This window comes from Paenibacillus sp. MMO-58, from assembly GCF_037146255.1.
Taxonomy (GTDB): Bacteria; Bacillota; Bacilli; order Paenibacillales; family Paenibacillaceae; genus Pristimantibacillus.
Genome location: NZ_JBBCVY010000009.1, coordinates 219,396 through 243,738, shown reverse-complemented (window position 1 = coordinate 243,738; position 24,343 = coordinate 219,396). Strand labels below are relative to the sequence as shown.

Annotated in this window: 23 protein-coding genes and 1 pseudogene; 6 read left to right on the top strand and 18 right to left on the bottom strand. The window is 52.5% G+C overall.

Going from position 1 to position 24,343, the window contains the following annotated elements; translation table 11 throughout:
- Positions 1–416 precede the first annotated feature (416 nt).
- The 5 genes from WFJ73_RS24780 to WFJ73_RS24760 all read right to left on the bottom strand — a co-directional run bounded on the left by WFJ73_RS24780 (position 417) and on the right by WFJ73_RS24760 (position 5,572).
- Positions 417–1,478: a BtaManbiosPhlase gene (locus WFJ73_RS24780; protein ID WP_336775625.1), complete on the bottom strand. Its 1,062-nt coding sequence runs from the start codon at positions 1,476–1,478 to the stop codon at positions 417–419.
- 70 nt (positions 1,479–1,548) lie between these two features.
- A complete protein-coding gene (locus tag WFJ73_RS24775; RefSeq protein ID WP_336775624.1) occupies positions 1,549–2,496 on the bottom strand; it encodes an MTP-1 family protein in 948 nt (315 codons plus the stop codon).
- A 24-nt stretch (positions 2,497–2,520) separates the two neighbouring features.
- On the bottom strand, positions 2,521–3,360 hold the full coding sequence (locus WFJ73_RS24770) for a carbohydrate ABC transporter permease (RefSeq protein WP_201008285.1): 840 nt from the start codon (positions 3,358–3,360) through the stop codon (positions 2,521–2,523).
- The gene (locus WFJ73_RS24765; protein ID WP_127492834.1) at positions 3,347–4,222 is read right to left on the bottom strand and encodes a carbohydrate ABC transporter permease; all 876 of its coding nucleotides are present in this window, start codon (positions 4,220–4,222) and stop codon (positions 3,347–3,349) included. Before WFJ73_RS24765 ends, WFJ73_RS24770 begins: the two co-directional genes overlap by 14 nt.
- 15 nt (positions 4,223–4,237) lie before the next feature.
- The gene (locus tag WFJ73_RS24760) at positions 4,238–5,572 is read right to left on the bottom strand and encodes an ABC transporter substrate-binding protein (protein WP_336775623.1); all 1,335 of its coding nucleotides are present in this window, start codon (positions 5,570–5,572) and stop codon (positions 4,238–4,240) included.
- A gap of 362 nt (positions 5,573–5,934) precedes the next feature.
- Here WFJ73_RS24760 and WFJ73_RS24755 point away from each other — a divergent pair, with 362 nt between their 5' ends.
- Positions 5,935–6,960 carry a LacI family DNA-binding transcriptional regulator gene (locus WFJ73_RS24755; protein ID WP_336775622.1) on the top strand — a complete coding sequence of 342 codons (1,026 nt, stop codon included), beginning with the start codon at positions 5,935–5,937 and terminating at the stop codon, positions 6,958–6,960.
- Positions 6,961–7,058: 98 nt separating this feature from the next.
- Here the strand turns inward: WFJ73_RS24755 and WFJ73_RS24750 are convergent, their stop codons facing one another.
- The 4 genes from WFJ73_RS24750 to speD form a co-directional block, all read right to left on the bottom strand.
- Positions 7,059–7,604 carry a hypothetical protein gene (locus WFJ73_RS24750; protein WP_336775621.1) on the bottom strand — a complete coding sequence of 182 codons (546 nt, stop codon included), beginning with the start codon at positions 7,602–7,604 and terminating at the stop codon, positions 7,059–7,061.
- Entirely contained in the window at positions 7,588–8,181 is a 594-nt protein-coding gene (locus WFJ73_RS24745; protein ID WP_336775620.1) for an AAA family ATPase, read from the bottom strand. The genes WFJ73_RS24750 and WFJ73_RS24745 overlap by 17 nt, the downstream gene beginning before the upstream one ends.
- 12 nt (positions 8,182–8,193) lie before the next feature.
- The gene (locus WFJ73_RS24740; protein ID WP_336775619.1) at positions 8,194–8,682 is read right to left on the bottom strand and encodes a CYTH domain-containing protein; all 489 of its coding nucleotides are present in this window, start codon (positions 8,680–8,682) and stop codon (positions 8,194–8,196) included.
- A gap of 103 nt (positions 8,683–8,785) precedes the next feature.
- A complete protein-coding gene (speD, locus tag WFJ73_RS24735) occupies positions 8,786–9,595 on the bottom strand; it encodes an adenosylmethionine decarboxylase (protein WP_015846969.1) in 810 nt (269 codons plus the stop codon).
- 156 nt (positions 9,596–9,751) lie between these two features.
- Here speD and WFJ73_RS24730 point away from each other — a divergent pair, with 156 nt between their 5' ends.
- Entirely contained in the window at positions 9,752–9,964 is a 213-nt protein-coding gene (locus WFJ73_RS24730) for a hypothetical protein (RefSeq protein WP_336775618.1), read from the top strand.
- Between the two features lie 62 nt (positions 9,965–10,026).
- On the opposite strand, the pseudogene WFJ73_RS24725 reads toward WFJ73_RS24730, so the two are convergent.
- The 6 genes and pseudogenes from WFJ73_RS24725 to WFJ73_RS24700 all read right to left on the bottom strand — a co-directional run bounded on the left by WFJ73_RS24725 (position 10,027) and on the right by WFJ73_RS24700 (position 17,334).
- Positions 10,027–10,397 (bottom strand): annotated as a pseudogene (locus tag WFJ73_RS24725) (DUF779 domain-containing protein).
- 1 nt (position 10,398) lies between these two features.
- Positions 10,399–11,919, bottom strand: coding sequence for an aldehyde dehydrogenase (gene adh / locus WFJ73_RS24720; RefSeq protein ID WP_336775617.1), 1,521 nt, complete (start codon positions 11,917–11,919; stop codon positions 10,399–10,401).
- Between the two features lie 193 nt (positions 11,920–12,112).
- Complete coding sequence (htpG, locus tag WFJ73_RS24715) at positions 12,113–13,993, bottom strand: molecular chaperone HtpG (RefSeq protein WP_336775616.1); 1,881 nt, start codon at positions 13,991–13,993, stop codon at positions 12,113–12,115.
- A gap of 101 nt (positions 13,994–14,094) precedes the next feature.
- Positions 14,095–15,576 (bottom strand): serine hydrolase domain-containing protein, encoded by a 1,482-nt coding sequence (locus WFJ73_RS24710; RefSeq protein WP_336775615.1) that lies wholly within the window; start codon positions 15,574–15,576, stop codon positions 14,095–14,097.
- Positions 15,577–15,592: 16 nt separating this feature from the next.
- Entirely contained in the window at positions 15,593–15,784 is a 192-nt protein-coding gene (locus WFJ73_RS24705) for a hypothetical protein (RefSeq protein WP_336775614.1), read from the bottom strand.
- A gap of 173 nt (positions 15,785–15,957) precedes the next feature.
- The gene (locus tag WFJ73_RS24700; RefSeq protein ID WP_336775613.1) at positions 15,958–17,334 is read right to left on the bottom strand and encodes an MATE family efflux transporter; all 1,377 of its coding nucleotides are present in this window, start codon (positions 17,332–17,334) and stop codon (positions 15,958–15,960) included.
- A 175-nt stretch (positions 17,335–17,509) separates the two neighbouring features.
- On the opposite strand from WFJ73_RS24700, the gene WFJ73_RS24695 reads away from it, so the two are divergent.
- Together WFJ73_RS24695 and WFJ73_RS24690 are read left to right on the top strand one after the other, a co-directional pair.
- Entirely contained in the window at positions 17,510–18,385 is an 876-nt protein-coding gene (locus WFJ73_RS24695) for an AraC family transcriptional regulator (RefSeq protein WP_336775612.1), read from the top strand.
- Positions 18,382–18,795: a cupin domain-containing protein gene (locus tag WFJ73_RS24690; RefSeq protein ID WP_336775611.1), complete on the top strand. Its 414-nt coding sequence runs from the start codon at positions 18,382–18,384 to the stop codon at positions 18,793–18,795. The genes WFJ73_RS24695 and WFJ73_RS24690 overlap by 4 nt, the downstream gene beginning before the upstream one ends.
- A gap of 172 nt (positions 18,796–18,967) precedes the next feature.
- Here WFJ73_RS24690 and WFJ73_RS24685 read toward each other — a convergent pair whose 3' ends face one another.
- Together WFJ73_RS24685 and WFJ73_RS24680 are read right to left on the bottom strand one after the other, a co-directional pair.
- The gene (locus tag WFJ73_RS24685; RefSeq protein WP_336775610.1) at positions 18,968–19,657 is read right to left on the bottom strand and encodes a glycosyltransferase family 2 protein; all 690 of its coding nucleotides are present in this window, start codon (positions 19,655–19,657) and stop codon (positions 18,968–18,970) included.
- Complete coding sequence (locus WFJ73_RS24680) at positions 19,658–20,686, bottom strand: glycosyltransferase family 4 protein (RefSeq protein WP_336775609.1); 1,029 nt, start codon at positions 20,684–20,686, stop codon at positions 19,658–19,660.
- Between the two features lie 191 nt (positions 20,687–20,877).
- Here WFJ73_RS24680 and WFJ73_RS24675 point away from each other — a divergent pair, with 191 nt between their 5' ends.
- On the top strand, positions 20,878–21,870 hold the full coding sequence (locus WFJ73_RS24675) for a sugar phosphate nucleotidyltransferase (protein WP_336775608.1): 993 nt from the start codon (positions 20,878–20,880) through the stop codon (positions 21,868–21,870).
- The gene (locus tag WFJ73_RS24670; RefSeq protein ID WP_336775607.1) at positions 21,867–23,162 is read left to right on the top strand and encodes a UDP-glucose dehydrogenase family protein; all 1,296 of its coding nucleotides are present in this window, start codon (positions 21,867–21,869) and stop codon (positions 23,160–23,162) included. Before WFJ73_RS24675 ends, WFJ73_RS24670 begins: the two co-directional genes overlap by 4 nt.
- 80 nt (positions 23,163–23,242) lie before the next feature.
- On the opposite strand, the gene WFJ73_RS24665 is transcribed toward WFJ73_RS24670, so the two are convergent.
- Positions 23,243–24,322 carry a glycoside hydrolase family 172 protein gene (locus tag WFJ73_RS24665; RefSeq protein WP_336775606.1) on the bottom strand — a complete coding sequence of 360 codons (1,080 nt, stop codon included), beginning with the start codon at positions 24,320–24,322 and terminating at the stop codon, positions 23,243–23,245.
- Between the last annotated feature and the right edge of the window lie 21 nt (positions 24,323–24,343).

The window sequence follows — 24,343 nt, the reverse complement described above, 5'->3', positions numbered from 1 at the left end:
CCCTAAAGGGCCTTAACGGCTTTCTTTTTGTCTTTGCAAGTCAGCTTAAGGTCCGTGATGGGCCTTAAGTGTGCAAACATTGGCGTTTTCCTTGCCAATTCAAGCATAACGTTAATCCTTAAGGTCACTAAGGGACCTTAAGGACTTCAATTTTCACCTTACGGAGCCGCTTAAAGCCCCTTAGGGACCTTATCTGGTTAGCTCTCCAACACACCTTAAACCACCTCATACTTAACACCATCGGTATGCCACTAAACCTAAGCCAATAAAACCCTTGCGGGGTCTTATGATCACTAATATTACTCCTCTCTAGCACAATAAGACCCTGCCAGGGTCTTATCCCTACGCTCTACAAGAAGCAAAAAAAAAACCGTCCCTCGCTGCCCGAAGGCAGCAGGGACGGTTTTTCATTAGCTTTATACGGCTTCCAGACTATCCAGAATCTCGCTTAAGCTAAGTTCGGCGCACGCCATGGACGTGTCGGCAGCTCCGTAATACATGCGGATGCGATCGCCGTCAACCAGCGCGCCGCAAGAGAAGACGACTCCGCCGAAGAAGCCGTTCTGTTCATAGTCAGCCTCCGGCTCCATGATCGGGTTGCCGGAACGGGCAATAACCTTGGACGGGTCGTTCAGATCGAGCAGCACCGCGCCCATGCAGTAGCGGTTATCTTTGGTCGCGCCATGGTACAGCTCGAGCCAGCCTTTTTCCGTCTTGATCGGCACGGCGCCCCCGCCAAGCCGGCCGCTGTCCCACATGCCGTCGCGCAGACCGATCAAATGGCGGTGATTGCCCCAGTAGAGCAGGTTGTCGGACTCCGCAATCCACATCTCCGGACGTCCGCAGCTCTTTGTCGTTGGACGGTGCAGCGCGTAATACTTGCCGTTCACGCGTTCCGGGAAGATAAGCACGTCTTTGTTGTCCGGGCCAAAGATCATCCCGTGATGAGTCACGTTCTCGAAATCCTTCGTCGACACGAGCGATTCACCGATACCGACCGGCGAGACCGCCGAGAAGTAAATATAGTAGGTGTCCCCAATTTGCGTAATGCGGGGATCCTCGATCCCAAACGTCTCAAGCGATTGGGACGGATACACAAACGGCTTATCGTCGATGGTAAAATGCCGGCCGTCTTTGCTCCGCGCAATACGGAGGTAAGACAAGGAAGTCAAGTATTCAAACGACGGCGCGTGCTCCTTCCGTACGATGACGCGCGGATCGGAGAAATCATAATCTTCGTCGTCCAAGCGGATCGGGAACAAATCCAGCTCGCCCCGCTCCACGTTATAGACCGGCGCCAGAACGACGTCCGGGTCAGGGCTGATAGGCCGTTCAGCTACGCGGAGCAGCATGATGACCTCCCCGTTGTATTCCGCGATTCCGGCGTTAAACGCGCCGATCACTTCGAAATCGGGGCGGTGAGGCGTGACGTCCGCGGGCGTAACCAATGGATTCTGTTCATATCTATAGATGTTCATAAGATGAGTCCTTTCTTTCGTTCATTGCTTGACCGGCCTTATTCGGCCGGATAATTATGACAAATTAAAATTACAAACCGGCAAAAGGGTCGTTGATGGTCAACACCTGCGCATCGGCATCGCTGATGCCGGCATAGAGCAAGGCGCTGCCATCCTCCCGTCTCACCAGGCCGCCGCTAAAGACAACGTCCTGCAGGTCCGGCCGCTTAGACGGTCCAGGCAGGAACCGGCTGCGCTCGGCGATCATCTTCATATCGGTAAAGGAAGCGTCCCTCGGATCGTATACGAAGGCCATCGGATAATAATGACGGTCTCCGGCTTCGTCGAAGCAGGCCGTATGGCCAAGCACGCCGATTCGGCCGTCGTTCAGCAAATGAGCTTCATTGGCACCGCCCCATTCGCCTTCCGCGAATTGCCCTTCAAGGAGCGGCGCGTCGTCGATAACATTGGTCGTCAAGGCATCCAGCGAAGCAACCTGCGCAAAGCCGATCTTGCCGCGGCCGCCCTTCTCGCCTTGCGGGCGGGTGAAGACCCCAATGCTGCCGCCTGGAAGCTCGACAAGACGGATATCCTTCATTCCGTCAGGACCTTTAAAGAAAGGCTTCAAATCGCGAATGCCGCTGCCGCGGTAGAAGACCGTACGCCACATAAGCGCGTCCTCCCGTTCCGGATGCGGATAGATCTCGACGCCTCCAAGCACCAGTTCCCCGCCAATTCGGCAGTGGAACGGATCCTGAAGCGCCAGTACGGGAGCATCCTCTAAGGGAAACCATTTGCCGCCTTGTTCGGAGAAGAAGACGACGTCGGAATGCTCGCTGTCCCTCGATTCCACGCGTCCCGGAATGATGGCCATTCCGCCTTCTTGGATTGGAGCGGCGATATTGTATACGTCTTTATCGCCTACGCCTTCAAAGACGATACGCGACGGATTGTCGGCACGCGCACCAGAGGCGCGGTAAGCTTCAAGAAGCTCGGAGCAGGCCAGCGGCCTGCGGGCAATTGGTTCTTGAACGGTCATGGTTCGTTTCCCCCAATGTTGATGTTATTTCAGGCTGAACTGCATGCCTTCTTGGAACTTCTTGCTGAATATCAGGAACATCACGATAATCGGCAGCGTCAGGATGGTCGAAGCCGCGTAAAGTGGTCCCGGATAAGACCCATACGGCCCAAACATCTGGGACAATAACACGTTCAGCGTAAGCATGGAATCGCTCTTGACCGCGATCATATCCCATAGCAGCTCCGTCCAACGCTCCATTAGCAGGAACAGGAAGATGACGGTCGTGATCGACTTCGACATCGGCAGCATGATTCGGAACATGATTTTCAGATCGGAAGCTCCATCCAGCTTGGCCGCTTCAATGAAGACTGTCGGCACCGCCTTGAAGAAGTTCGTGTACATAAAGATCGCCCATAAACTGACGGCCTTCGGAATGATCAGCCCCAAATACGTATCGTACAAGCCCGCACGCTGAATAATCAGAAACGACGGCACGAGCAGAATGATAGCCGGGAAGAACATATGAAACAGAACAAAGTTGTTGATCGCGTTCCGGCCGAAGAAATTCAGCTTCGACAGCGCGTAAGCAACCATGATGCCAAAGAACATCATAAGCGCGGTTGAAGCGATTGAGACGAAGATACTGTTAAAAAAGGCGTTTAACCAAGGCCGTGTAATACCGGTCTCGCCGCCGCTGAAAAGCCATTCGTACGACTTTGTCGTAAATCGCGTAGGAAAGAGCTGCTTATCGATCTGCGTCCAATCCGCGAAGGAGCTGAGTACCATATACAGGTATGGATACACCATAATGAGCAGGAGCACGGCCGCGATTCCGTATCGAACAGCTCTTCTCGTACCGCTGTGCTTTTTAGACCCAACCATTGCGCTTCCCCCACATCTCCAGAATTTTGCGGATAACGAAGATCGAAATAAACGTCGCAACCGAAGCCAGCAGCGCTACCGCGGATGCGTAACCAACCTGCATGTTCTGGAACGCCTGCTTGAAAATTTCCATCTGCCAGGTGTTCGTCGCATGTCCCGGTCCGCCGCCGGTCAGCTGATACACCTCCGTGAAAATGCCAAAGGTAACGCCAAACGCCAGAATAAGCGTCGTATACAGCGAAGGATAGAGCAGCGGAAGCGTAATGCGCCAGAAACGCTGACTGTCCTTTACGCCGTCAATCGCAGCAGCCTCATAGACTTCCTTATCTATACTTTCAAGGCCGGAAGTAATAATAAGTGCGTAATAGCCCGTAAATTTCCATGCAAGAATCGCGCCTACCACGCAAAGCGCCGAGAACGGCGAACCAAGCCAGTTGATATCCAGCCCGATGCTGCGCAAAGAGACGTTTACGGGGCTCGTATAGGAAAGCAAGCCTTTTACGATCAGAGCGCTAACTACGCCGGAGCTTAGGTAAGGCAGGAAGAAGCCGATCAGGAACAGACTTTTGAACCGGTTCAGTCCGTGCACGAGCACTGCCACTCCAACCGCCAATACGGTAACGAGCGGAACAAAAATCATCATGAACTTGTACGTATTCCAAAAAGCCGCATGCACGCTTGAATCCTGCAAAGCGTCCATAAAGTTGGCGAAGCCAACGAAATTAAAGGTCGGGGCGATCAAGTCCCAGTCCGTGATGGACAGGAAGAACGACCAGATCAGCGGTCCGAAAAAGAAGATCAAGGAATAGATGAGATAAGGGCTGGTAAATAACCAGCCCAACTTGTTATTGCGTTGGTCCATGAGTAGGAGCCTCCCTTACTTCAAGGCTTTTTCCAAAGCGGACTTCATCGCCGCCCAGCCCTCCGTTGGAGCGATTTCGCCTTTGACGACTTTATTGAATGCCTGCTCGCCGATAATCGTCTGCAGGTCGTTGTATTTGGCGTTGTCCATCGGCGGCACGGCATTCGGAACGTTATCCGCGTATGGCTTCAGCTGTGGTTTCGCGTCCAGAATCGCCTTAAACGATTCGTTTGTCGACAGGTCGTCGCGCGCCGGCGGCAGATTTGTCTGCTCGAACCATTTGGCGTCGTTCTTCGCGTCACTGTACACCCATTTGATGAAATCAAGGGCTGCCTGCTGCTGTTCTTTCGTTGCGGAAGCGTAGATGACAAGTCCCTTCGTATCGGCGAACGTTTTGCTTTGCGCCGGATCAACGTCGTCCGGTACAGGCGGCATGCTCAGCGCGTACGTTTCGTTAAACTTCAGCTCCGGATATTTTTCTGCCCAGGTTGTGAAGGTCCATGGTCCAACGTCGGTAAAGATGCCCGTTCCGTTCTCGAACGGATCCGTCACCTGACGGGAAAGAAGACCGTTCTCCTTGCGCAGGTTGTCAACAAAGGTAAGCACTTCGGTTCCGGCTTTCTCGTCTCCGGTAAATTGATCGCCTTCGATGAACTTGTTGCCGTTCGAAGCCGCGTCATACAGCATGTAGAAGTCGAACCAGCGCTTCCAGGCCGTAGGATCCGCGAGATCCGGTTTTGCCCACAGGAATTTCTTGTCTCCGTATTTCGCCTTTAGCTTCTTCGTCACTTCAAGAACTTCGCTGTAAGTCTTAGGCGGCTCGTTATAGCCAAGCTCCTTCAGAACATCGAGGCGCCAACCGAACAGCATCGGGTTGGAGTAGATCGGCAGCACGTACTGATGGCCGTCCGCGAACTTCCATGGCTCGATCGTTTTGGTCATATTGCGTCCTTGAATAATATCGTTATAGCCTTCCAGCGTATCTAGCGGTACCAGCGCCTTACTGTTGGACAGCTGAGCAGCGAAGCCGCGGTTAATGTTCTCGGAGATCGTTGGCGCGCTCTTCGCCGCGATAGCCGATTGAATGCTGGCTTCGGATGTCGGCGATTCCTTGATGGCGCTGACGTTGATCTTCACCTTGTCGTTCGTTGCTTCGTAAGCCTTGGCAAGCTCCTGCCAATAAGCCTGCTGGGTCGGGTTTGGAGCCGCCCAAAACTCGATAGTCGTAACCTTGCCCGCATTGGACGAGCTGTTTCCCGTCTGATTCTGGCCGCCTTGGCCTGTCGAGCAGGCACTCAGCATTCCAAGCGCCACGATAGTGGTAAGCAGAACCGGTGCTTTTTTCTTCATGGAACAATGACCTCCCAAAAGACATGATTTTATAATGACAAAATTAATTCCGTCATGTTGTATCGCATGACACAAAGTGACTGGAAGCGTTTACGACCCTTATTATGCGCGGTCATAGTTCTCCTGTCAAGTGATTATCGTAATAACCACCTCCAAAATAACATTACTAAACACTTTACTAATTTATTATGTAACGTTACAATAGATGATGAACAAACCGTTCCTCATTCGTTTTTCAAATACCGGAAGTGCGGCTTGACACACTTCCGGGGAACGGGAACAATTAAAGAAAACGAGCATTATTTTAGCGTTCAGCGCATAAGCGCAGCGCCGAAATCAAAGTCCCGACGGAGGTTAACCTCGTGAACAGAAAAGTTACGATGCAGGATATCGCAGACAAGCTAAGCTTGTCCAAGAATTCCATTTCTCAAGCGCTCACTGGCAAACCGGGCGTAAGCGATGAGACGCGCCGCTTGATTATGCAGACGGCGGACGACATGGGTTATGTATACAGCAAGCGGGTCGACCAGCCGGCATCGCCGTATTCGGCTCCGCGTACGATCGCCCTGATCGCTTCGAATTACGCCTTCTCTATGAAAAGCTTCTTCGGCGATATTTATCTTAGCGTCGACAAAGAATTGAAACAAAAAGGCATCGAACTCATTATCCAATCCATCAGCCCGGAGGATGCCGCTTCCCTTACGCTGCCGCCTTTTATTCAACAACGCGCGGTTGACGGCATCCTTATTTTGTCTCATATAACGACGCCTTATATCCAAGCGGTTCTCGACACCGGAATTCCTTCCGTGTTGATTGACCATCACCATCCGGACCTCGCAGTCGACTCTATCCTTACTAACAACCGGTTCAGCGCATACGAGGCCATCCGTCACTTAGCTAATTTAGGGCATATGAAAATAGGGTACATGGGGAATATCCGCTTCTCGCCAAGCTATTACGAAAGGCTCGAGGGAATGCGGCTGGCTGCTTTCGAGCTTGGAATCGAGCTTAAGGAAGAGTGGCTTGTAACTACGGCGAAGGAGGAAAGCGGCGAAATCCGAAAGCTCCTGGAGGGAATAACCGATCTTCCAACCGCCTGGTTCTGCGTCAATGACGGATTTGGCTTTATGGTAAATTCGGCTTTGCAGCAGATGGGGCTGCGCGTCCCGGACGATGTCTCCGTCGTTAGCTTTGACAACGGTTACTTGTCCAGATTAGCTACGCCGCCAATCACAACCGTAGATGTTGATCTTCATCTATACGCGCGCTGCGCCGTCGAGAAATTGATCAGCCGGCTTAACGATTCGGAGCAGCCGAAGACGGAGACCCTGCTCTCCACCAAGCTGCTCGTAAGAGGCTCTACCGGTCCTGCTTTGCAGCAGAATTAAGATTAGAATTAAAGACAGGCACAAAAAAAGCGGCCAGCATGAATCATGCCCCGGCCACTCTGTCATCCAGTATGCTTATGTAATCATTTTGCCTTGTTCTAAAGCTGCTCCAGCGCTTCAAGCGTAAGCAGCATATGCTCGATCAGCTCGGGCAAATCATTCATTTGCTCCTCGTCAATGCGGCGGTTGAAACGCAGCTCCACAGCGTTCTTATACACGGTGCCGCCCCCGCTCTCGCTTCCGTATACGAAGCTAAGCGTCTGGGTGAGCGAGACCTCCGCCCCCCATTGTTCCCGTACGGCCGTCTGGATTCGCAGGCAATGCGTTTCCGCATCCGGCAGAGCCAGATGGAACAGCAAACGGAGGCTGCAGCCCGGCGGCTCGCCTTCCTGCAGCTCCAGCAGCTCCGTCGCCAGGTCGCGGAGCGAGGTATCCAGCCGGATTTCGCCGATGATCCGCTTCTCCCGGTCGCTGCCGGCCAATACGAATTGCAGGGCGAACTCGCGCCCCATCACCGCCATATCCAGCCGGTCCACGCGGTTCACCACCCGAATCCGTTCATCCAGGTTGTCCAGATCATACAGTTGATTTTCCAGGGCGACCTTCAAATTATCGAAGATCGTCGGGTCAAATAACATCGCCATACACGAACCCCTCCAACCGCTCCAAAGCCGCTTCGTCAAAAGGACGCGAATTGTCGTAATACAGAACCGACGAATCCGGCAGCTCCCACGCAAGCGTTCTGCGCCCAAGCGAGCGGGCGAAGGAATCCCAATGCACCAGCTTATATTGATCCGTCGCAAGCCCGCGCTCCTCGATCCGGCTGTAATGCATATCTTCATCCTGCAAGTAAACCACAACCGCCTTCACATCGACATCGTCGAGAGAAGCGCCGGCCAAAGCCAGCTCCTTACCAATCCAGGACGGATCGCTGATTTCCTTCGTAAACGGCCCAATGACGAAAGCATCCGTGCCAACGCCGACATTTTCGAGCGCGGCATCCATCGTAATCCGGTAGCCGAGATCGCGGCACAGCTTCTTATAGTCTTCCGAATCGCGGTCGTTCGGATCCAGCCCGGCTACCGTCATAATCTGTACGGCTGCCGGCCGCAGCATCGTGTCCATATCGAATACCGCCGCGCCGCGCTTCTTGGCAAGCGCCTTGGCCAGCGTTGTTTTTCCCGCTCCCGCTCCGCCGACGAAAAATACAAGCTTTCGCATGACTTCCGCCCCCTACTTCTGCTGCAGCTGCTTCCAGACAGTCTTGTTGCTGTATTCCTTCGAGCTGCTGATGTCTTGGCCGAACCATTCCGGTGCCTCGAACGAATGAGCGGCTTCCTCAGAATCGAACTCCACCTCAAGGACGGTCAGCTGAATCTGGTCGTAAATATCGATCTCGATCTGGACGCCGTTCCATTCCGCCGTAATCCGGTTTTTCGTCAGCGCAACGGCGCCAAATGCCTTAACGACCTGCTCGTACAGCCCTTCGTTAATCTCGTACTCCACTTCCTCGCGCTTAATGCCAAATCCCTTCTTGAACGTATGTGTGTATGTAACCTCTCCGTTATCCACATCCGTAATCCGGCGAACGCGCAGCTCCTGATCGGCCTCCAGCGCCAGATAAGTCTGCTCGATCCGCTGCTCCGAGCGTACCTGAATTCGGCCCTCCAACTGCTCGTAAGGTACTGCCAGCAAAAATTTGCGTTCGATCTCTAATGCCATAAACGATTCTCCCCCATAAACATGAATTTGCTTAATCATACCACAGCCGGCCCTCAGGACGCGCCAAAAAACCGGGAGATGCCTCATCCCCCGGTCAGTAACCTCATTTAATATTTTTCCCGTAAAAGATCTCGTACATCTCGTCCGTCAGCCGTTCCGTAATTTCCTTCTGCTCGTCCATGCTCAGCTTGTCTTTCGTGTAGCCGAACAGGTAGTTATTGAGATCGAATTCCCGCAGCTTGCACTTGGTGTGAAAAATATTTTCCTGATAGACGTTTACGTCAATCATATCGTACTGGTCGATGACCTCGTCCGGAATGTAATTCTGAATAGAGTTGATATCGTGGTCGATAAACAGCTTGTTGCCGTTAATATCCCTCGTAAAGCCCCGAACCCGGTAATCGATCGTCATAATGTCCGTATCAAACGAATGAATCAAATAATTTAGCGCCTTAAGCGGCGAAATCTCCCCGCAGGTTGCCACGTCGATATCGGCGCGGAACGTGCTGATCCCTTCGCTCGGATGATATTCGGGATACGTATGAACGGTAATATGGCTCTTGTCCAGCTGCAGTACCACATTGTCCGGGAGCGGACCCGGCGACTCGTCAAACGTCGATTCGGTCGGCACCTCCACGATTGGCCCTTCCGAGACCAGAATCGTAACGCTGGCGCCTTGCGGTACGTAATCCTGCTTGGCAATGTTCAAGACATGCGCGCCGATGATGTCGGCAACCTGCTTCAATATTTTCGTCAGCCGGTCGGAATTGTACTGCTCGTCGATGTATTCGATGTAGGCCTCGCGTTCTTCCTTCGTCTTCGTGTAACAGATATCGTACATATTGAAGCTGAGCGACTTCGTCAAATTGTTAAAACCATGCAGCGTAATCCGCTGCTCGGGCGTAAACTTCACCTTCAATCCCCCCGTTCCTAACTCTTCCACTACTATTACCCATTTTTCCGGGGATGATTCAAATTATGGCAATAATCTCATGGGGAAGGCAGGTGCGGGATAAGCCTTTTATGGTATACTGCTTCAATAAAGAATTGCATTGGAGGGCCAGCAATCATGAAAATTTACGTCGTTGTCTCGTTCACGGAAGACGGAATGGAAAATGTATACGTCGGCGATGACCAGGAAAAGGTGCAGTCGCTGAACCCGGAGGACTTCGAGAACAGCGATGCGCTGTTCGTCGAGATTTGGGAAGACGGCGAGAAGACCGACGAATACCGCGTCGGCTCGTACGGAGAAGACGAAGAAGACGAGGAACTCGAGAACTAATCGTTCAAAAAAACGGTCTCCGCGATGCCTGATGCAGGGCTCAGCGGTGACCGTTTTTCATTTTACAGCAACCCTAAGCTTCGCAGCTCCTCGGCGGTAAAGACGCGCGATCTCGTCAGGAATCTCAGCCCCTCCGGTCCTTCCAGCGAGAACATCCGCCACGCCCGGGAACAACGTCGATGATCAGCTGCGTGTTTTTCCAATAGTCGTATTGCGCCTTGGTCATATAAAACGGCGCGCCGCCAATCTCGCCAAGCCGCACATCCTGATCGCCGATCAGGAATTCGCCAAGCGGAAAGCACATCGGGGAGCTGCCGTCGCAGCATCCGCCAGATTGATGGAACATAACGTCGCCATGCTTAGCCCGAAGCCGTCCGATCAGCTCAAGCGCGCTTTCCGTGGCAAGCACCTTAAGCACGGATTCCGCGGCCATATCAGAAGAGGCCTAATGCATCGGGGCTGTAGCTGACGAGCAGGTTCTTCGTCTGCTGGTAGTGCGACAGCATCATCTTGTGGTTCTCGCGGCCAACGCCGGACATTTTGTAGCCGCCAAACGCCGCATGAGCCGGATAAGCATGGTAGCAGTTCGTCCAGACGCGGCCCGCTTCGATCTGACGTCCCATCCGGAACGCCGCGTTGATGTCCCGCGTCCAGACGCCGGCGCCAAGACCGTACAGTGTATCGTTGGCAATCGCCAGCGCTTCTTCCGGCGTGCTGAAGGTGGCAACGGCAACTACCGGCCCAAAGATCTCCTCTTGGAAAATCCGCATGCCGTTATTGCCGCGCAGCACGGTCGGCTGAATATAGTAGCCTTGCGAAATATCGCCTTCGATAGCCGCGCGGCCCCCGCCAATCAGGCATTCGGCGCCTTCCTGGCGGCCGATGTCGATGTAACTTAAGATTTTCTCCATTTGCTCGGTGGATACCTGCGCCCCGATCATCGTATCCGTGTCGAGCGGATTACCCTGCTTGATGGATGCGACACGCCGCAGCGCCTTCTCCATAAAGCTGTCGTAGATCGACTCCTGAATCAACGCGCGGGACGGACAGGTACATACTTCCCCCTGGTTCAGCGCAAACAGCGTAAAGCCTTCCAGCGCCTTGTCGAACAACGCATCATCCTTCGCCATAATATCCTCGAAGAAGATGTTTGGCGACTTGCCGCCAAGCTCGAGCGTTACCGGAATGAGATTTTGCGAGGCGTACTGCATGATGAGGCGCCCGGTTGTGGTCTCGCCCGTGAAGGCAATCTTCGCGATCCGGCTGCTTGAGGCAAGTGGTTTACCCGCTTCCAGCCCAAAGCCGTTAACGATGTTAACAACGCCGGCAGGCAGCAAATCCTCGATCAACTCCATCAGCACGCAGATCGAAGCCGGCGTCTGCTCCGCGGGCTTCAGGACGACGCAGTTGCCCGCAGCCAGCGCCGGAGCAAGCTTCCACGTCGCCATCAGCAGCGGGAAGTTCCAAGGGATAATCTGGCCAACGACGCCAAGCGGCTCGTGATAATGGTAAGCAACCGTGTCGTTGTCGAGCTGGCTGAGCGAGCCCTCCTGCGCGCGGATGCAGCCGGCGAAATACCGGAAATGATCAATCGCCAGCGGCAGATCGGCTGCCAGACATTCGCGGATCGGCTTGCCGTTATCCCAGGTCTCGGCAACGGCGAGCGTCTCCAGATTGCTCTCAATCCGGTCGGCAATCCGGTTCAGGATATTCGCGCGCTCCGCCGCGGAGGTCCGTCCCCAAGCGGCTTTTGCCGCATGCGCCGCGTCCAGCGCAAGCTCAATATCCTCCGATGTGGAACGGGCTACTTCGCAGAAGGCCGCGTTGTTCACGGGAGAAACATTCTCGAAATATTGGCCTTGCGTTGGCGGCGTCCAGCGGCCCCCTATGTAGTTATCGTACCGTTTCTTGAACGTAATCTTCGAATCCTGCTTACCCGGCTCAGCGTAAATCATGGGCTAACCATCTCCTTTTCGAAAAGTAGCTTGCTAGCGTTATTGATAGATTCCGACGCGCGGTTTCACGAAAACGCTACCATAGTGATACAAGCATATGCATCGCAGGTTGATGGTAGAACGGAAGGCAAAAAAGCCGGTCCCCTTGCGGGGCCGGCTTCGTCTGCTGTTTGTTATCTGCCGAGACAGACGATTACAGCATGATTTTGCAAATATCGTTCGTGAACTGAACCGGATCCTGTACCGTTAAGCCTTCGATCAGAAGAGCTTGGTTGAACAACAGGCTGGTATAGAGGCTCAGCTTTGTTTTATCGGTTGCGTAAGCATCCTTCAGCGCCTTGAACACGTCATGGTTTACGTTGATTTCCAGCACCTTGCTGGCCTTCACGTCCTGACCGTTAGGCATCGCCTTCAGCACCTTCTCCATCTCAATCGTCACTTCGCCCTCGGAAGACAGGCAGACAGGATGGGATTTGAGACGCTTCGAAGCTTTTACGCCCGTTACGTTGTCGCCAAGAACCTCTTGCATCGCCGCGAACAGATCCTTGTTGTCGTTAGCTTCTTCTTCGGTTTCCTTTTCCGCTTCGTCCGCTTCGATGCCAAGATCGCCGCTGGACACGTTTTTGAACGACTTGTCTTTGTACGTGCCAATCATCTTGATCGCGAACTCATCGATATCGTCGGTGAAGTAGAGCAGCTCATACCCTTTGTCCGTTACGATCTCGGCCTGAGGCAGCTTCTCCAGACGTTCGATCGACTCGCCTGACGCGTAGTAGATGAACTTCTGGTCTTCCGGCATGCGGGATACGTATTCCTCCAGCGTAACCTGCTTCTTCTCCTTCGAAGAGTAGAACAGAAGCAGATCCTGCAAGGTATCCTTGTTCGCGCCGTAATCGTTGTACACGCCAAACTTCAACTGACGGCCAAACGCCTTGTAGAAACCTTCGTACTTCTCGCGTTCTTCTTTAAGCAGGCTTTGCAGCGTGCTTTTGATTTTGTTCTTGATGTTCTTCGCGATCAGCTGCAATTGACGGTCATGCTGCAGCAGCTCACGGGAAATGTTCAGCGACAGATCCTCGGAGTCGACCATTCCTTTCACGAAGCTGAAATAGTCCGGGAGAAGGTCCGCGCATTTGTCCATAATAAGGACGCCGTTCGAGTAAAGCTCCAGGCCTTTTTCGAATTCCTTCGTGTAGTAGTCAAATGGCGTATTTTCCGGGATAAACAGAATCGCGTTGTAGACTACCGCGCCGTCAGCGCTTATATGAAGATGCTTCAGCGGCTTGTCGAAGCCGTAACGCTTCTCGAAGTAGAAGTTGTCGTAGTCTTCCTGCGTCAGCTCATTTTTGTTTTTGCGCCAGATCGGAACCATGCTGTTGATGGTTTGTTCCTCTTGGTATTCCTCGAACTCGCCTTCGGTGTCCGCTTTTGGACGCTGGCCCTTCACATCCATCTTGATCGGGTAACGGATAAAGTCCGAGTACTTCTTAATGATCGATCTCAGGCGGTATTCTTCGAGGAACTCGTCGTAATTGTCGTCCTCGGTGTTCGGCTTGATCGTCATGATGATATCCGTGCCTACGCCGGCTTTGTCCGCAGTCGTAATCGAGTAGCCGTCAGCGCCTTCCGACTCCCACTTGAACGCTTCGTCCGAGCCAAGCGCGCGGCTGATGACCTCAACCTTGTCCGCCACCATAAACGCGGAGTAGAAGCCTACGCCGAATTGGCCGATAATGTTGTGGCCGTCCTTCGCTTCGTTCTCTTTCTTGAACGCAAGCGAGCCGCTCTTCGCAATAACGCCAAGATTGTTTTCAAGCTCCTCTTGCGTCATGCCGATACCCGTATCCGAGAGGATCAGCTTACGGTTATCCTTATCCACCGTTACCTTTATGTAATAGCTCTCTTTGTTGAATACCAGTTGGTCGTCCGTCAGTGCTTTGTAGTAGATTTTATCAATCGCGTCGCTGGCATTCGAGATAAGCTCTCTCAAGAAAATTTCGCGCTGCGTATAAATGGAGTTGATCATCATCTCCAGCAGCCGTTTCGATTCCGCTTTGAACTGTTGCTTTTCCATTCGTGTGATGTTCTCCTTCCAATATTGTGAGATTACGTTAGCACTCTCTATGTTGGAGTGCTAAACCTTGCTTTTACTATATAATACGGAGATTTTGGGTGTCAACCGGATATCGGGTTTGAATGCGTATTTCGTACGCCTTGGGCTTTGAAGTCAGGGATCGTTAACGAGACATTGATGTTGAACCGCAGTTCAATCGAGCTGTCGCCTTGGAAATCCAGCGTGTACATGACGATATACGGCGTTTCGACATAGTAGAGCGTGAGCTTTAATCGGCGGCCATTCTCCCATGCGGCATAGGTGACAACCGTCTGCTCGTGGTCGGCGAGATCTTTCGTAAAGACGGATTTCGAATAGACCGGCTCGGCAAAAGTATACGGAAGCCTCGCGTTCCGCTTGCTGTCTTTGTAAATCAGCTGAAGCTCCATCGGTTGCCCATTGCTTCCATCGACGAAAGCGAGCTCCTGAAGCCCATGCGAGTTATCAGATAGACTATATCTTCGGTTTGCCAGACGGATAGCATCGTCTGGAATCGGCATTGCGGCCGGAATGTAAAGCCGGGATATGCTGTAGAGCCGCTGCCGAAACAGGTTCGATGCGGATGCTGACACTGACAGCTTCTTCTTTTCCAAACAGTCAAAGATATACTCGTAGATAAGGTCCAGCGTAACCTGCAGCTCGCGCATGCTGCTGAAGCCTGCCGTCATCGCAATGACCAGCTTCTGCTCAGGAGCTACCAAGCACATTTGGCCAAAAGACCCGTCCCCCCGGTAACAGCAGCGGCGGCACAGATGGAACTGATAGCCGTAGCCTTGCATGGAGTCGATTTTCCCCGCATTGGCTATGCGGTTATCGCTTTGCTCGGTTGTAGCAAGTCTCAAATATCGCTCCGAGACGATTCTTTTATTCTCGTAAACTCCTCTATTCAAGAGCATTTGGCCAAACTTAGCAACACTCTCCGTCGTCAAGCTTAGCCCCATCCCCCCGGCCGTAATGCCAAGAGGACAAGTCTCCCAGGCCGGTTTTGGTATACAGAGAGGCTCGAACAAGGTTGGCATCAGGAAGTCGACAAGCGACTGCCCGGTCACCCGCTCTATTATGGCCGACAGCATATAAGTCGAATGCGTGCTGTACAAATAATGAGTTCCCGGCTCCAGCGCTACTTCCTGAGCAAGGAACGCTGCCACCCAATCCTTTTCGGCCGCAACGGCGGAATATAGATTAAAATCATGGCCCGCGGTCATGGAGAGCAGATGGCGAATAGTCATTCGAGCCAGATTAGGAGATCCGATATCGGGCAGCTTATCCGGGAAAAACGAGATGACGGGATCATCGAGATCAAGCAGGCCTTGATCCCAGGCGATGCCCACGGCAATCGACGTAATGCTTTTGCTTAAGGAATACAGCAGCTGAGGCGTGTCCTTCCGGTAAGGCTCGCGCCAATACTCTGCCGTTATTTTTCCGTCCTGCAGCAGCATAAAGCTGTTGACCCGCAGACCCCTCTGCTCGATCCGGGCGAACAAATCAATCAACGCCTGCGTAGACAAGCCGTGATTTTCCGGGAAATCATAGAACAAAGACAAGTGAGAGCCTCCTATTCTAGGACAAGCCGTTCCCGTCATATCCGACATCGAATTGATCGGCATAACGAGCAGCCTTCTGATCTTCAATAGTAATCTGACCGGCAGGTATCTCTTTGGTTGAATAGATTGAGAACTCCATAGCGCTTTCGAATGATATACCGGCACAAATCCGCTTCCTCATTTCCGTCGAATAGACCATATAATTCAAGTCTAGCAGACCCTATTCCTTTATGTTTGAAGTTACCAGATTGGATTCCATCCAAAGCAGTGCACCAGTTTTTCTGCATATCCTATCGTAGGCTGGATTTCATACAGCGAAATCCGCCTAAGGGGTCTACTTAGAAGCAAAAAAGCCACTCCCGCAAGAGTGGCTTCCTTCATCTAGTTTATTCCAACCTTCTGCACCGCGGATGCAGTCCCCCCCTGCTGCCGCGGCAGCTTGCGGCGGCGGATCCAGCGCGTGCCGACTAGGATGGCGCGGAACAGTTCATCTAGGAGCAGGCCAACCAATGCCCCCATAATGCCCATATGGAACACTACGCCAAACACATAAGCCCCGCCTGTTGCGAAGATCCACATGCCAAGCATGCTGCTCATGGCGACAAACTTGGCTTCGCCAATCGCCGTTAAGGACTGGATGAAGGAATACGTCCATGTCCGCATGGGCTGCCAGATCATGCACCAGAAAAACAAGGGCAGCAGGATTCCGGTTATCTCTTGGTCCGATGTAAACCAGCCGATTGCCGTATGTCCAAAAGCGTACAGCAGCACGGCCAGCGCAAAGGTTGGCACCATTCCTATCATGGCAGCGCGGTACGGAGCCCTATAGACCTCGTCATACCTTTTCCCGCCGTACAGCTGACCGCACTGAATCTGGACCGCCATGCCGATCGAATTGCCGATCAGCCAGGGCAGCTGCTGAATAATGTTGAAGTAGGAGAAGGCAGCCAGCTGCGCCGTCCCCATGGATGACACTATCGCCAGCGTGACAATCTGCGAATACCCCCAGGACGCCGCATTTCCCAGGTTCGGAAGACCGATGCCAATCATCTCCTTAAGCAGCGGACGGTCAAAACCGCGCCAGTCGCTCCGCTGAAACGGGCTTGGGAATGAGCGAAGCAAGAGCCATACCCCCACAGCGCACGCAAGCAAACGGCTGATGATCGTCGAGATGCCAATCCCCTCGATCCCCATCTGCGGGAAGCCTAACTCGCCAAAAATTAATACATAGTTCAGCAGCACGTGAACCACGTTCATTCCGATTGCAATCATCATCGGCCCGCGCGTATTGCCGGTGTTCCGGATCATCACGGTCAGCATCATATTAAGCTCCGTCAAGAGAGAGCAGCCGCCGATAAAGGACATATAAGTGGTCGCCTGCGGCACCACTTCGGCAGGTGTCCCCATTAAACGGACAATGGTACCCGAGCCAAAAGCGAACAGCAGACTAACCAGGACCCCGCCAAGGAGCCCGACTTTAATCGCCATAGCCGCGGCTCGCCTTGCCGTAGTCGGGTCACCCGCTCCCCATCTGCGCGCGATTACGATCCCTGCCCCGCCGTTAATAAGCACAAAAATCGTAAGCAGGGAACGCATCACCTGATTGGATACGCCTACCGCCGACACCGCATTATCCCCTAGGCGGCTGACCATCAAGGAATCCACGGTTCCCATTAGAAATTGTAAAATCAACTCGATAGCGATTGGCCACGCTAGCGCGTATAAAGAGATAGATCTGTCTTTTTTGATGTGAGCCATAGCTGCCCGTACCTCCCGGCCTGTTTAACCCGTTTTTGCTCCAACAATCGATAACCACTGGAGCTTCTCTCTGTGATAATATTAACCAATATAGAACGTTCGCGGATTAATGTCTTAATGCTTCTTGTTGTTTATTATCCCGATCTTGCTAATCTGTTGGCCGGAGGCAGTGCCTATGCGAAGTGATTTATATGAGAATACTCTTATGACCGATCCGGCTCTGCCGATTAACGTATTTCATCCAACCTTTGGAATCGGATGCTCCCTGCCCCTCCACTGGCATGAGCATTTCGAGCTCATCTACGTCGAAAGCGGCGAGGTTCTCTATACCATCGGCGGCCAGCCGTTCAAGGCCAAACCGGGCGACCTGCTGTTCGTCAACAGCGGCGAGCTCCATTCGGCATCCTCGCTTAATCCGAACGAGCCTTTTACGATATACGCGCTTGTGTTTAATCCGTCTATACTAGGCCTGAAAGAACCGCATATTGTCGATCTGGTCGCTCCGTATACGAACGGCATGTCCATGATTGCGAACCGGATCGGGCAGACGGACCCGATGTATCCGCTGCTGAAGCAAACAACGCTGCAGTTAGCCGGAGAGTTCGAACGGAAACCCCGCGGCTATGAGCTTGCGGTCCGCTCCTACTGCCAGCTGCTTTTCACCTGGCTTAGCCGGGAATTTACCGTCATGCAGCACAGCGATTCCGAGATGAACGCGTTCCGCGCGAGAACCGACCGCTTGAAGGAGCTGCTCACCCGCCTGGAATCCGACGTCGCCGAGCGCGTAACCGTCGAGCAAGCAGCCTCGTTTGTCCATATGAGTCCGTATCATTTCTGCCGTATGTTCAAGAAGATTACGGGGCAGACCTTTGTGCAATACATGAATCTAAACCGCATTAATAGAGCGGAATACTTGCTGAAAAACACATCAATGAGCGTCACGGACATCGCTGCCGAGATCGGCTGCAGCAGCATTAACAGCTTCTCGAAGCTGTTCCGCCAGCTGCGGGGCGTGTCGCCGCGTGATCTTCGAAAGGGGCAAACCATATGAAAAACGTAACCGCGTTCCCATTAGCGGGACATTTACTGTCAACAACAGGAGGCAATCTGGTTATCGCCGAGTGGACGGCAGAGGGCGTTACTGAAGGAGCGGAGCCAATGAAAATCGCTCCGTTGCACATTCATCACGGGGATGATGAAGCATGGTATGTACTGGAGGGAGCTCTTGCCTTCCGGATTGACGACAAGACGGTAGAGGCGAAAGCAGGCGACGCTGTTATGGTGTCTCGGGGAGCCGCCCATACGTACTGGAATCCAAAGGCTGAGTCCGCGCGTTACCTTCTAATCATGACGGTCCGGATCAGCGAGCTGATCGAGGCCATTCATGCTGCCTCGGATCGCAGCCCGGAAGCGCTGCGGAGGTTATTTGAACAGTATGAATCCGAATTCGTAGGATGGTAACCGGTATCCGTCTAACGTCTCGCCGCCGAGATCGGCAGCTGACCCTCTTATGGGATAAGACGGTGTTTGAGCACAAAAAAAGCAGACGGAATCCGTCTACTTATTGTACCGCCGCTATCAGGCGCGCTCCTGCCAAGCCGATAATCCTGCAGGCTTCTTCGCCTAACCATCCCTAATTCACATAACGTCTGTAATGCTTCGTTCTGAGAACAAACTTGCAATGCGACATGTAGAGACGCGTGCTTTTCTTTTGCGTGTGGCTTTTGTAATCCCTTCTCCTAATACAGACGTAATGCCGCTTCGACAAGGAATACACGCGAAAGCCTCTGCGTATGCACCGCCCAACCCAGCCGGAATCCGAGCCGACCTTTTTGAATTCGGGAAAGGGGACGCGCTTCCAGACCGACTTCCGAAAGACCAGCGTGCCGCCCTTGATGCTGCGCGAATACTTCTTTTCTCCGCCCCTGCGGAAAACCATCAGTGAACGATAGGCCTCAAAATAAATATAGGAGGTATGCTTGCCTACAATAGACGCCTTGCCGCTCTTGATGGCACGCGCGGCTTCCCGCAAAAATTTGGGCCCGTAGTAATCGTCATCGTCAAATTTGGCGATGATGCCGCCCTCGGCCATATTAATGGCGTAGTTCAAACATTTGCCGAGCTTATATTCCTGAGGGAGCTGGATCACTCTAACTTCGTTCTCCGGATATTGGCTTGCCCTCTCCTGGTAAAGCTCGATATCCATCTTGTCGTTATTCAAGACGATAATCATTTGTTTGTCCTTCCAAACCTGCCGATCGTAATTCTCGAATACATTATCGATGAATTCGGATCTCATCGTACAAGCGATTACGGTGATCATCTACTTATCATCTCCATTCGGCGCAGCCAGCAGCTTGGCTTCGCGTCGGTTCCATAATGTATTTTTTTTGATTTTGTACAATTTTTCATCGATGATTTTCTGATACAAACTTAAGAATCGGTCCGTCATGATTAGATCGGAGTAGCGGCTTCTGGCGTAACGTCTGCATTCGCTGGCCTTGGGCAGCCTTGTCTTGCGGTATTTAACCTTCATGGCCATTTCGGATGTTGTTTTGCATAAGAGCTGAGGCATTCCTTTGAGCACCTCGGCAACGCCGCCTTTCTTAAAGCCTAGCACGGGCGTGCCGCTGGCCAGCGATTCGATGAGGACCAGTCCGAAGGGTTCATCCCAAGTCGACGTGAACAGGACGCAGCTTGCGTTGGCGAGCAGCTCGCGTTTGCGGTCTCCGCCAACGGGGCCGATATAACTGATTTTGCTGCCCAGATGGGGTTTAATTTTTGCATTGAAATAAGCTTTGTCGTTCAGCGTGCCGGCAATGATGAGCCGCATGCCTGTTTTTTTGGCAACCTTAATGGCGAGATGGACGCCTTTTTCCTCGATTAATCTTCCTAAGAAGAGCAAATAATTTTGTTTGTCTTTCTTGTAGGTGTAATCCTCCATGCGGATGCCGTTATGGACGGCATAACCCTTTCGTTTCCCGTATTTGCGGAGAATGAATTTGCTGACGTATACCCGAAGCTGTACGTCCCCCTTGAATCCTTTGGAATGGGAGTTGCTTATAGTCGGAATAGGCGGATTTGCTTTCGCAACGATGCCGTAGTGATCGTGTATGATATCTACGTCAGGCGGGAGGTTTTTAATAATAAAGTCCAGCTGCTTTTTCGGATCATCCGACTCGTATTCGAACGTTTGGGTCGCATTCGAGGTTGATCCTTTCTTCGCAAACAGAAACACTTCATGCCCCCGGTTGACCAACTCTTCCGTTAAATAATGCACGTCGCGCTGCGTACCCCCGTAATCCTTCGGAGGCACAGGAATCGTATTCGTCGATATTTGAGCAATTCTCAAATGTCTCTCAACTCCTTAGGTCCAATCTTCCCATAGGCATTCCTTGTAGGATATGAATGGACTTCTGTGCAGGGCACGGCGCTTTCACTATTATCAGCCACCTACTTTATACCGCGTACAGTATACGCCCATACCAAGTGTAAGCCTTTTTAATAGAATAGTAGAAGTTGATAGAAAGAGGTGAGAAGCTGTTGAAGGGATTGATTCTCTGTGCGGGGAAAGGAAGCCGTTTATATCCGTTTACCAAAAATCGGCCGAAGACGCTTATACCCGTCACAAATACGCCCCTGTTGCAATTATCAATCATGAAGTTAATGGAGCTTGGAATAGATCGTATCGGCATCGTCATCCATCCATCCCAAGAGGCCGACATTCGCGGGCAATTCGGCGAGGGAGAGGCGTTTGGCATTTCGATTACGTACATTTATCAGCATGCACCCAAAGGAATCGCGAACGCGCTAAAAAATGCGGAATATTATTTATCCGGCGAACCGTTCCTGCTTCTTCTGGGAGATAATTTGATTTCCGCTCCGTTATTCGATCTGAAGTACGATGTCGAGCATGGCGGTGTACAAGCGTCCTTATTGCTCGCGGAAGTTGCGGACCCGAAGGATTACGGCATCGCGGAGATCCGGGATTCGCGAATCATAGGTCTGGAAGAGAAACCGGTACACCCGAAGTCGAATTTAGCGGTTATAGGGGGTTACGCTTTTACGAAGGAGATCTTTCGCGCCGTGAACAAAATCACACCCTCTAAGCGCGGCGAGTACGAAATAACGGATGCGATTCAGTGGTTGATCGAGCAGCGTTACGACGTCGCTTACCGTGTGACCGACCAATTGAACATCGACGTGGGTACGAAGGAACGATGGCTGCTGGCCAATCGCAAACTGCTGGAAGCCAATGCCCTGCAGAAACGGGTTCACGACTCCGTCCAGATGGAGCGCTGCACAATCGTAGAGCCGGTATCGATCGATAAGGACTGCGTGCTGAAGGATTGCCGGATTGGCCCTTACGTTTCGGTGGGAGCGGGCTCCACGCTGGAAAATTGCCAAATCGAGAGCAGCATTATTCTGAATGGGGTTCATATGAAAGATCTCCCGTTTCCTATTAAAAATGTCATCATTGGTGAACATTCCATTGTCGCCGGGGGAATGATTGATAAAGAGGTGAAGGAGCCTTGAAAATTCTGATTATTGGTACGGGCTATGTTGGAGCCACGACCGCAATGGTTTTTTCCGAGATCGGCTGGCAGGTAACCGGACTTGATATCGATGCGGGCAAAATCGAAAGGCTAAAGAAGGGACAACTGCATTTTCACGAGCCCGGCCTTGAAGGCCTGATTGCCAAGCATGTGCAAAGCGGCCGTTTGCGGTTTACGACGGATAAACAAGCCGCTATTAAAGAGCATGACGTTATTTTCCTTTGCGTCGGAACGCCATCGCTTCCGGACGGAAGCGCAGACCTGCGCTATGTTGGTCAAGCCGCCGAGGATATCGGGCGTTTGATGACAGGCTATAAACTTGTTGTCACCAAAAGCACCGTGCCCGTCGGAACGCAAGAGCAGATCAAGAAGTGGATAGAAGCAGCGCAGCAAACGGCCTATCCCTTCGACGTCGCTTCCAATCCCGAATTTCTGAGGGAAGGCAAGGCCGTCGAAGACGCTTTGCGGCCCGACCGTATCGTGATCGGTACCGATAGCCAGCGGGCAACGGAACAGCTTAAGAAGCTGTATTATTCTTTTGCGTGCCCTTGGGTTGTAACGACGCCAAGAACCGCAGAGCTTATCAAGTATGCATCCAATTCGTTTCTCGCAACTAAAATATCGTATATGAACGAGCTTGCTAGACTTTGTGACGAGCTGGAGGTCAACGTAAAGGAAATTGCCGAGGGAATGGGCCTTGATCCCCGGATCGGACCAAGCTTCCTGCAAGCCGGACTGGGATACGGAGGCTCCTGTTTTCCTAAAGACGTCTCGGAACTCGTTGCGACTTCGAGAAAGCATCATGTAAATCTTCGAATCTTGGAGGGAGTCACAGAAGTTAACCGCGCCCAGTACGCTTATTTGCTCGACAAGGCGCGGTCGCGCCTCAGTGGCTTTGCAGACAAAACGGTTACGGTACTGGGGCTGGCATTCAAGCCGGATACGGACGATATTCGGGAAGCGCCGGCTTTACGGATCCTCGATCAATTGCTACTCGAGCAAGCGGGCGTGCAGTTGTATGATCCCATTGCGGCTTTGCCGGGTCATCCTTCCTACAAGGCGGTGAAGATCTGTTCCTCAGCCGAAGAAGCCTTAAGAGGCGCGGATGCGATTATACTATGCACGGAATGGTCCGAATTCGGACAGCTCGATTGGAAGAAAGCGAAAAAGCTTCTCGGGCAACCGAACATTTTTGACGGACGCAATATGTTGGACGCTAAGCGGATGCGCAGACTCGGGTATTATTATCAAGGCATTGGCAGCGGTTATTGAATAATCTAAATCCTATATTTTTCAAAAAAAAGGTTGGCCTTCAAGTCCGATGACTTGAGGCCGGCCTGCTATTTTACGTCCTAAATAATTTCGAGATCATCCATTCCCGGCATTGGCGGATGAGCCGTATGCGGCTCCAGCTGATACCAGTACGCGACGGATGCAATGTCGTCCTGCAGCGGCAGATAACGCCCATGCGAACGCCAGCCGAGCGCCTGAATCGTCACCTTCAGATCATCCTCGAAGCGAATCGGATCCATCACATGGAACCGGTACATGCCAAAGCGCTGATTCGCCTTGTACAAGCCGTCGGCCTTAATCGCCTGATGCATCCCGAGGAATGGCGTGGAATACGTCACATACTGCCCGTTCATATCCCAGTTCCAGGCACCGCCGAAGTAATCCTCCGTCCCTGTGCTGCAGATCGTCGGATAGTCCTTGTCGCCGTCCATGTAGAACTTGACCTCTCCCTCTCCCCACCAGTTGTTGCTGTTCACCTGCCAGGCGAGATAGGTGCCGACGTAATGCCCTTTACCTTTAATGCCGTCAACAATCGTATGGACATCCTTGTACGGAACCGGATTGCTGCGGCGCCACTGGGCATGGAAATAGGCCATATCGTCAGGAACGTCCGTCAGCGTGTAGTTGATCTGATAATACAGAACCGTCGATTCATGCGACAGGTTCTGCATGACGATCCGCGCCTTTTTACGGAAAGGCATTTCCCAATAGCTGTTAAAGCCGCCCGCCGGATTAACCGAGATCGGCAGCGAGTTCACAAGCGCGCGTTCGCCCCAGCCGTTGCAGAAGAAATCCCCGACCGGCACGTACACGGAAGGCTCCTCTTCCTCATCCCAATAAATCTTGAAGATTAACGATCTTACAACCTGATGCGAGCAGGTCAGCCAAATATTTTGGATGACACCCGGCCCGTCGATAACCCCCATCGTAAACTCCTGATGGCCCGCGATGCTGACCGAAGGGGATACCTTCCAGCCAACGCCAAGGTCCCGGGCCGCATGAGCGCCCGTGCCTTCCGAAGCCATGGCGCCTTTGCCCTTCTCGCCCGTAAAGTTCTCCGGAGAAATCGATCTCGATACCGCATTCGAAACTCTCGCCAAATTGCCAAGTCCCATACCTAATCCGTTAAAAGCGTTCATGTTATTGAGTAGCCTCCCGGG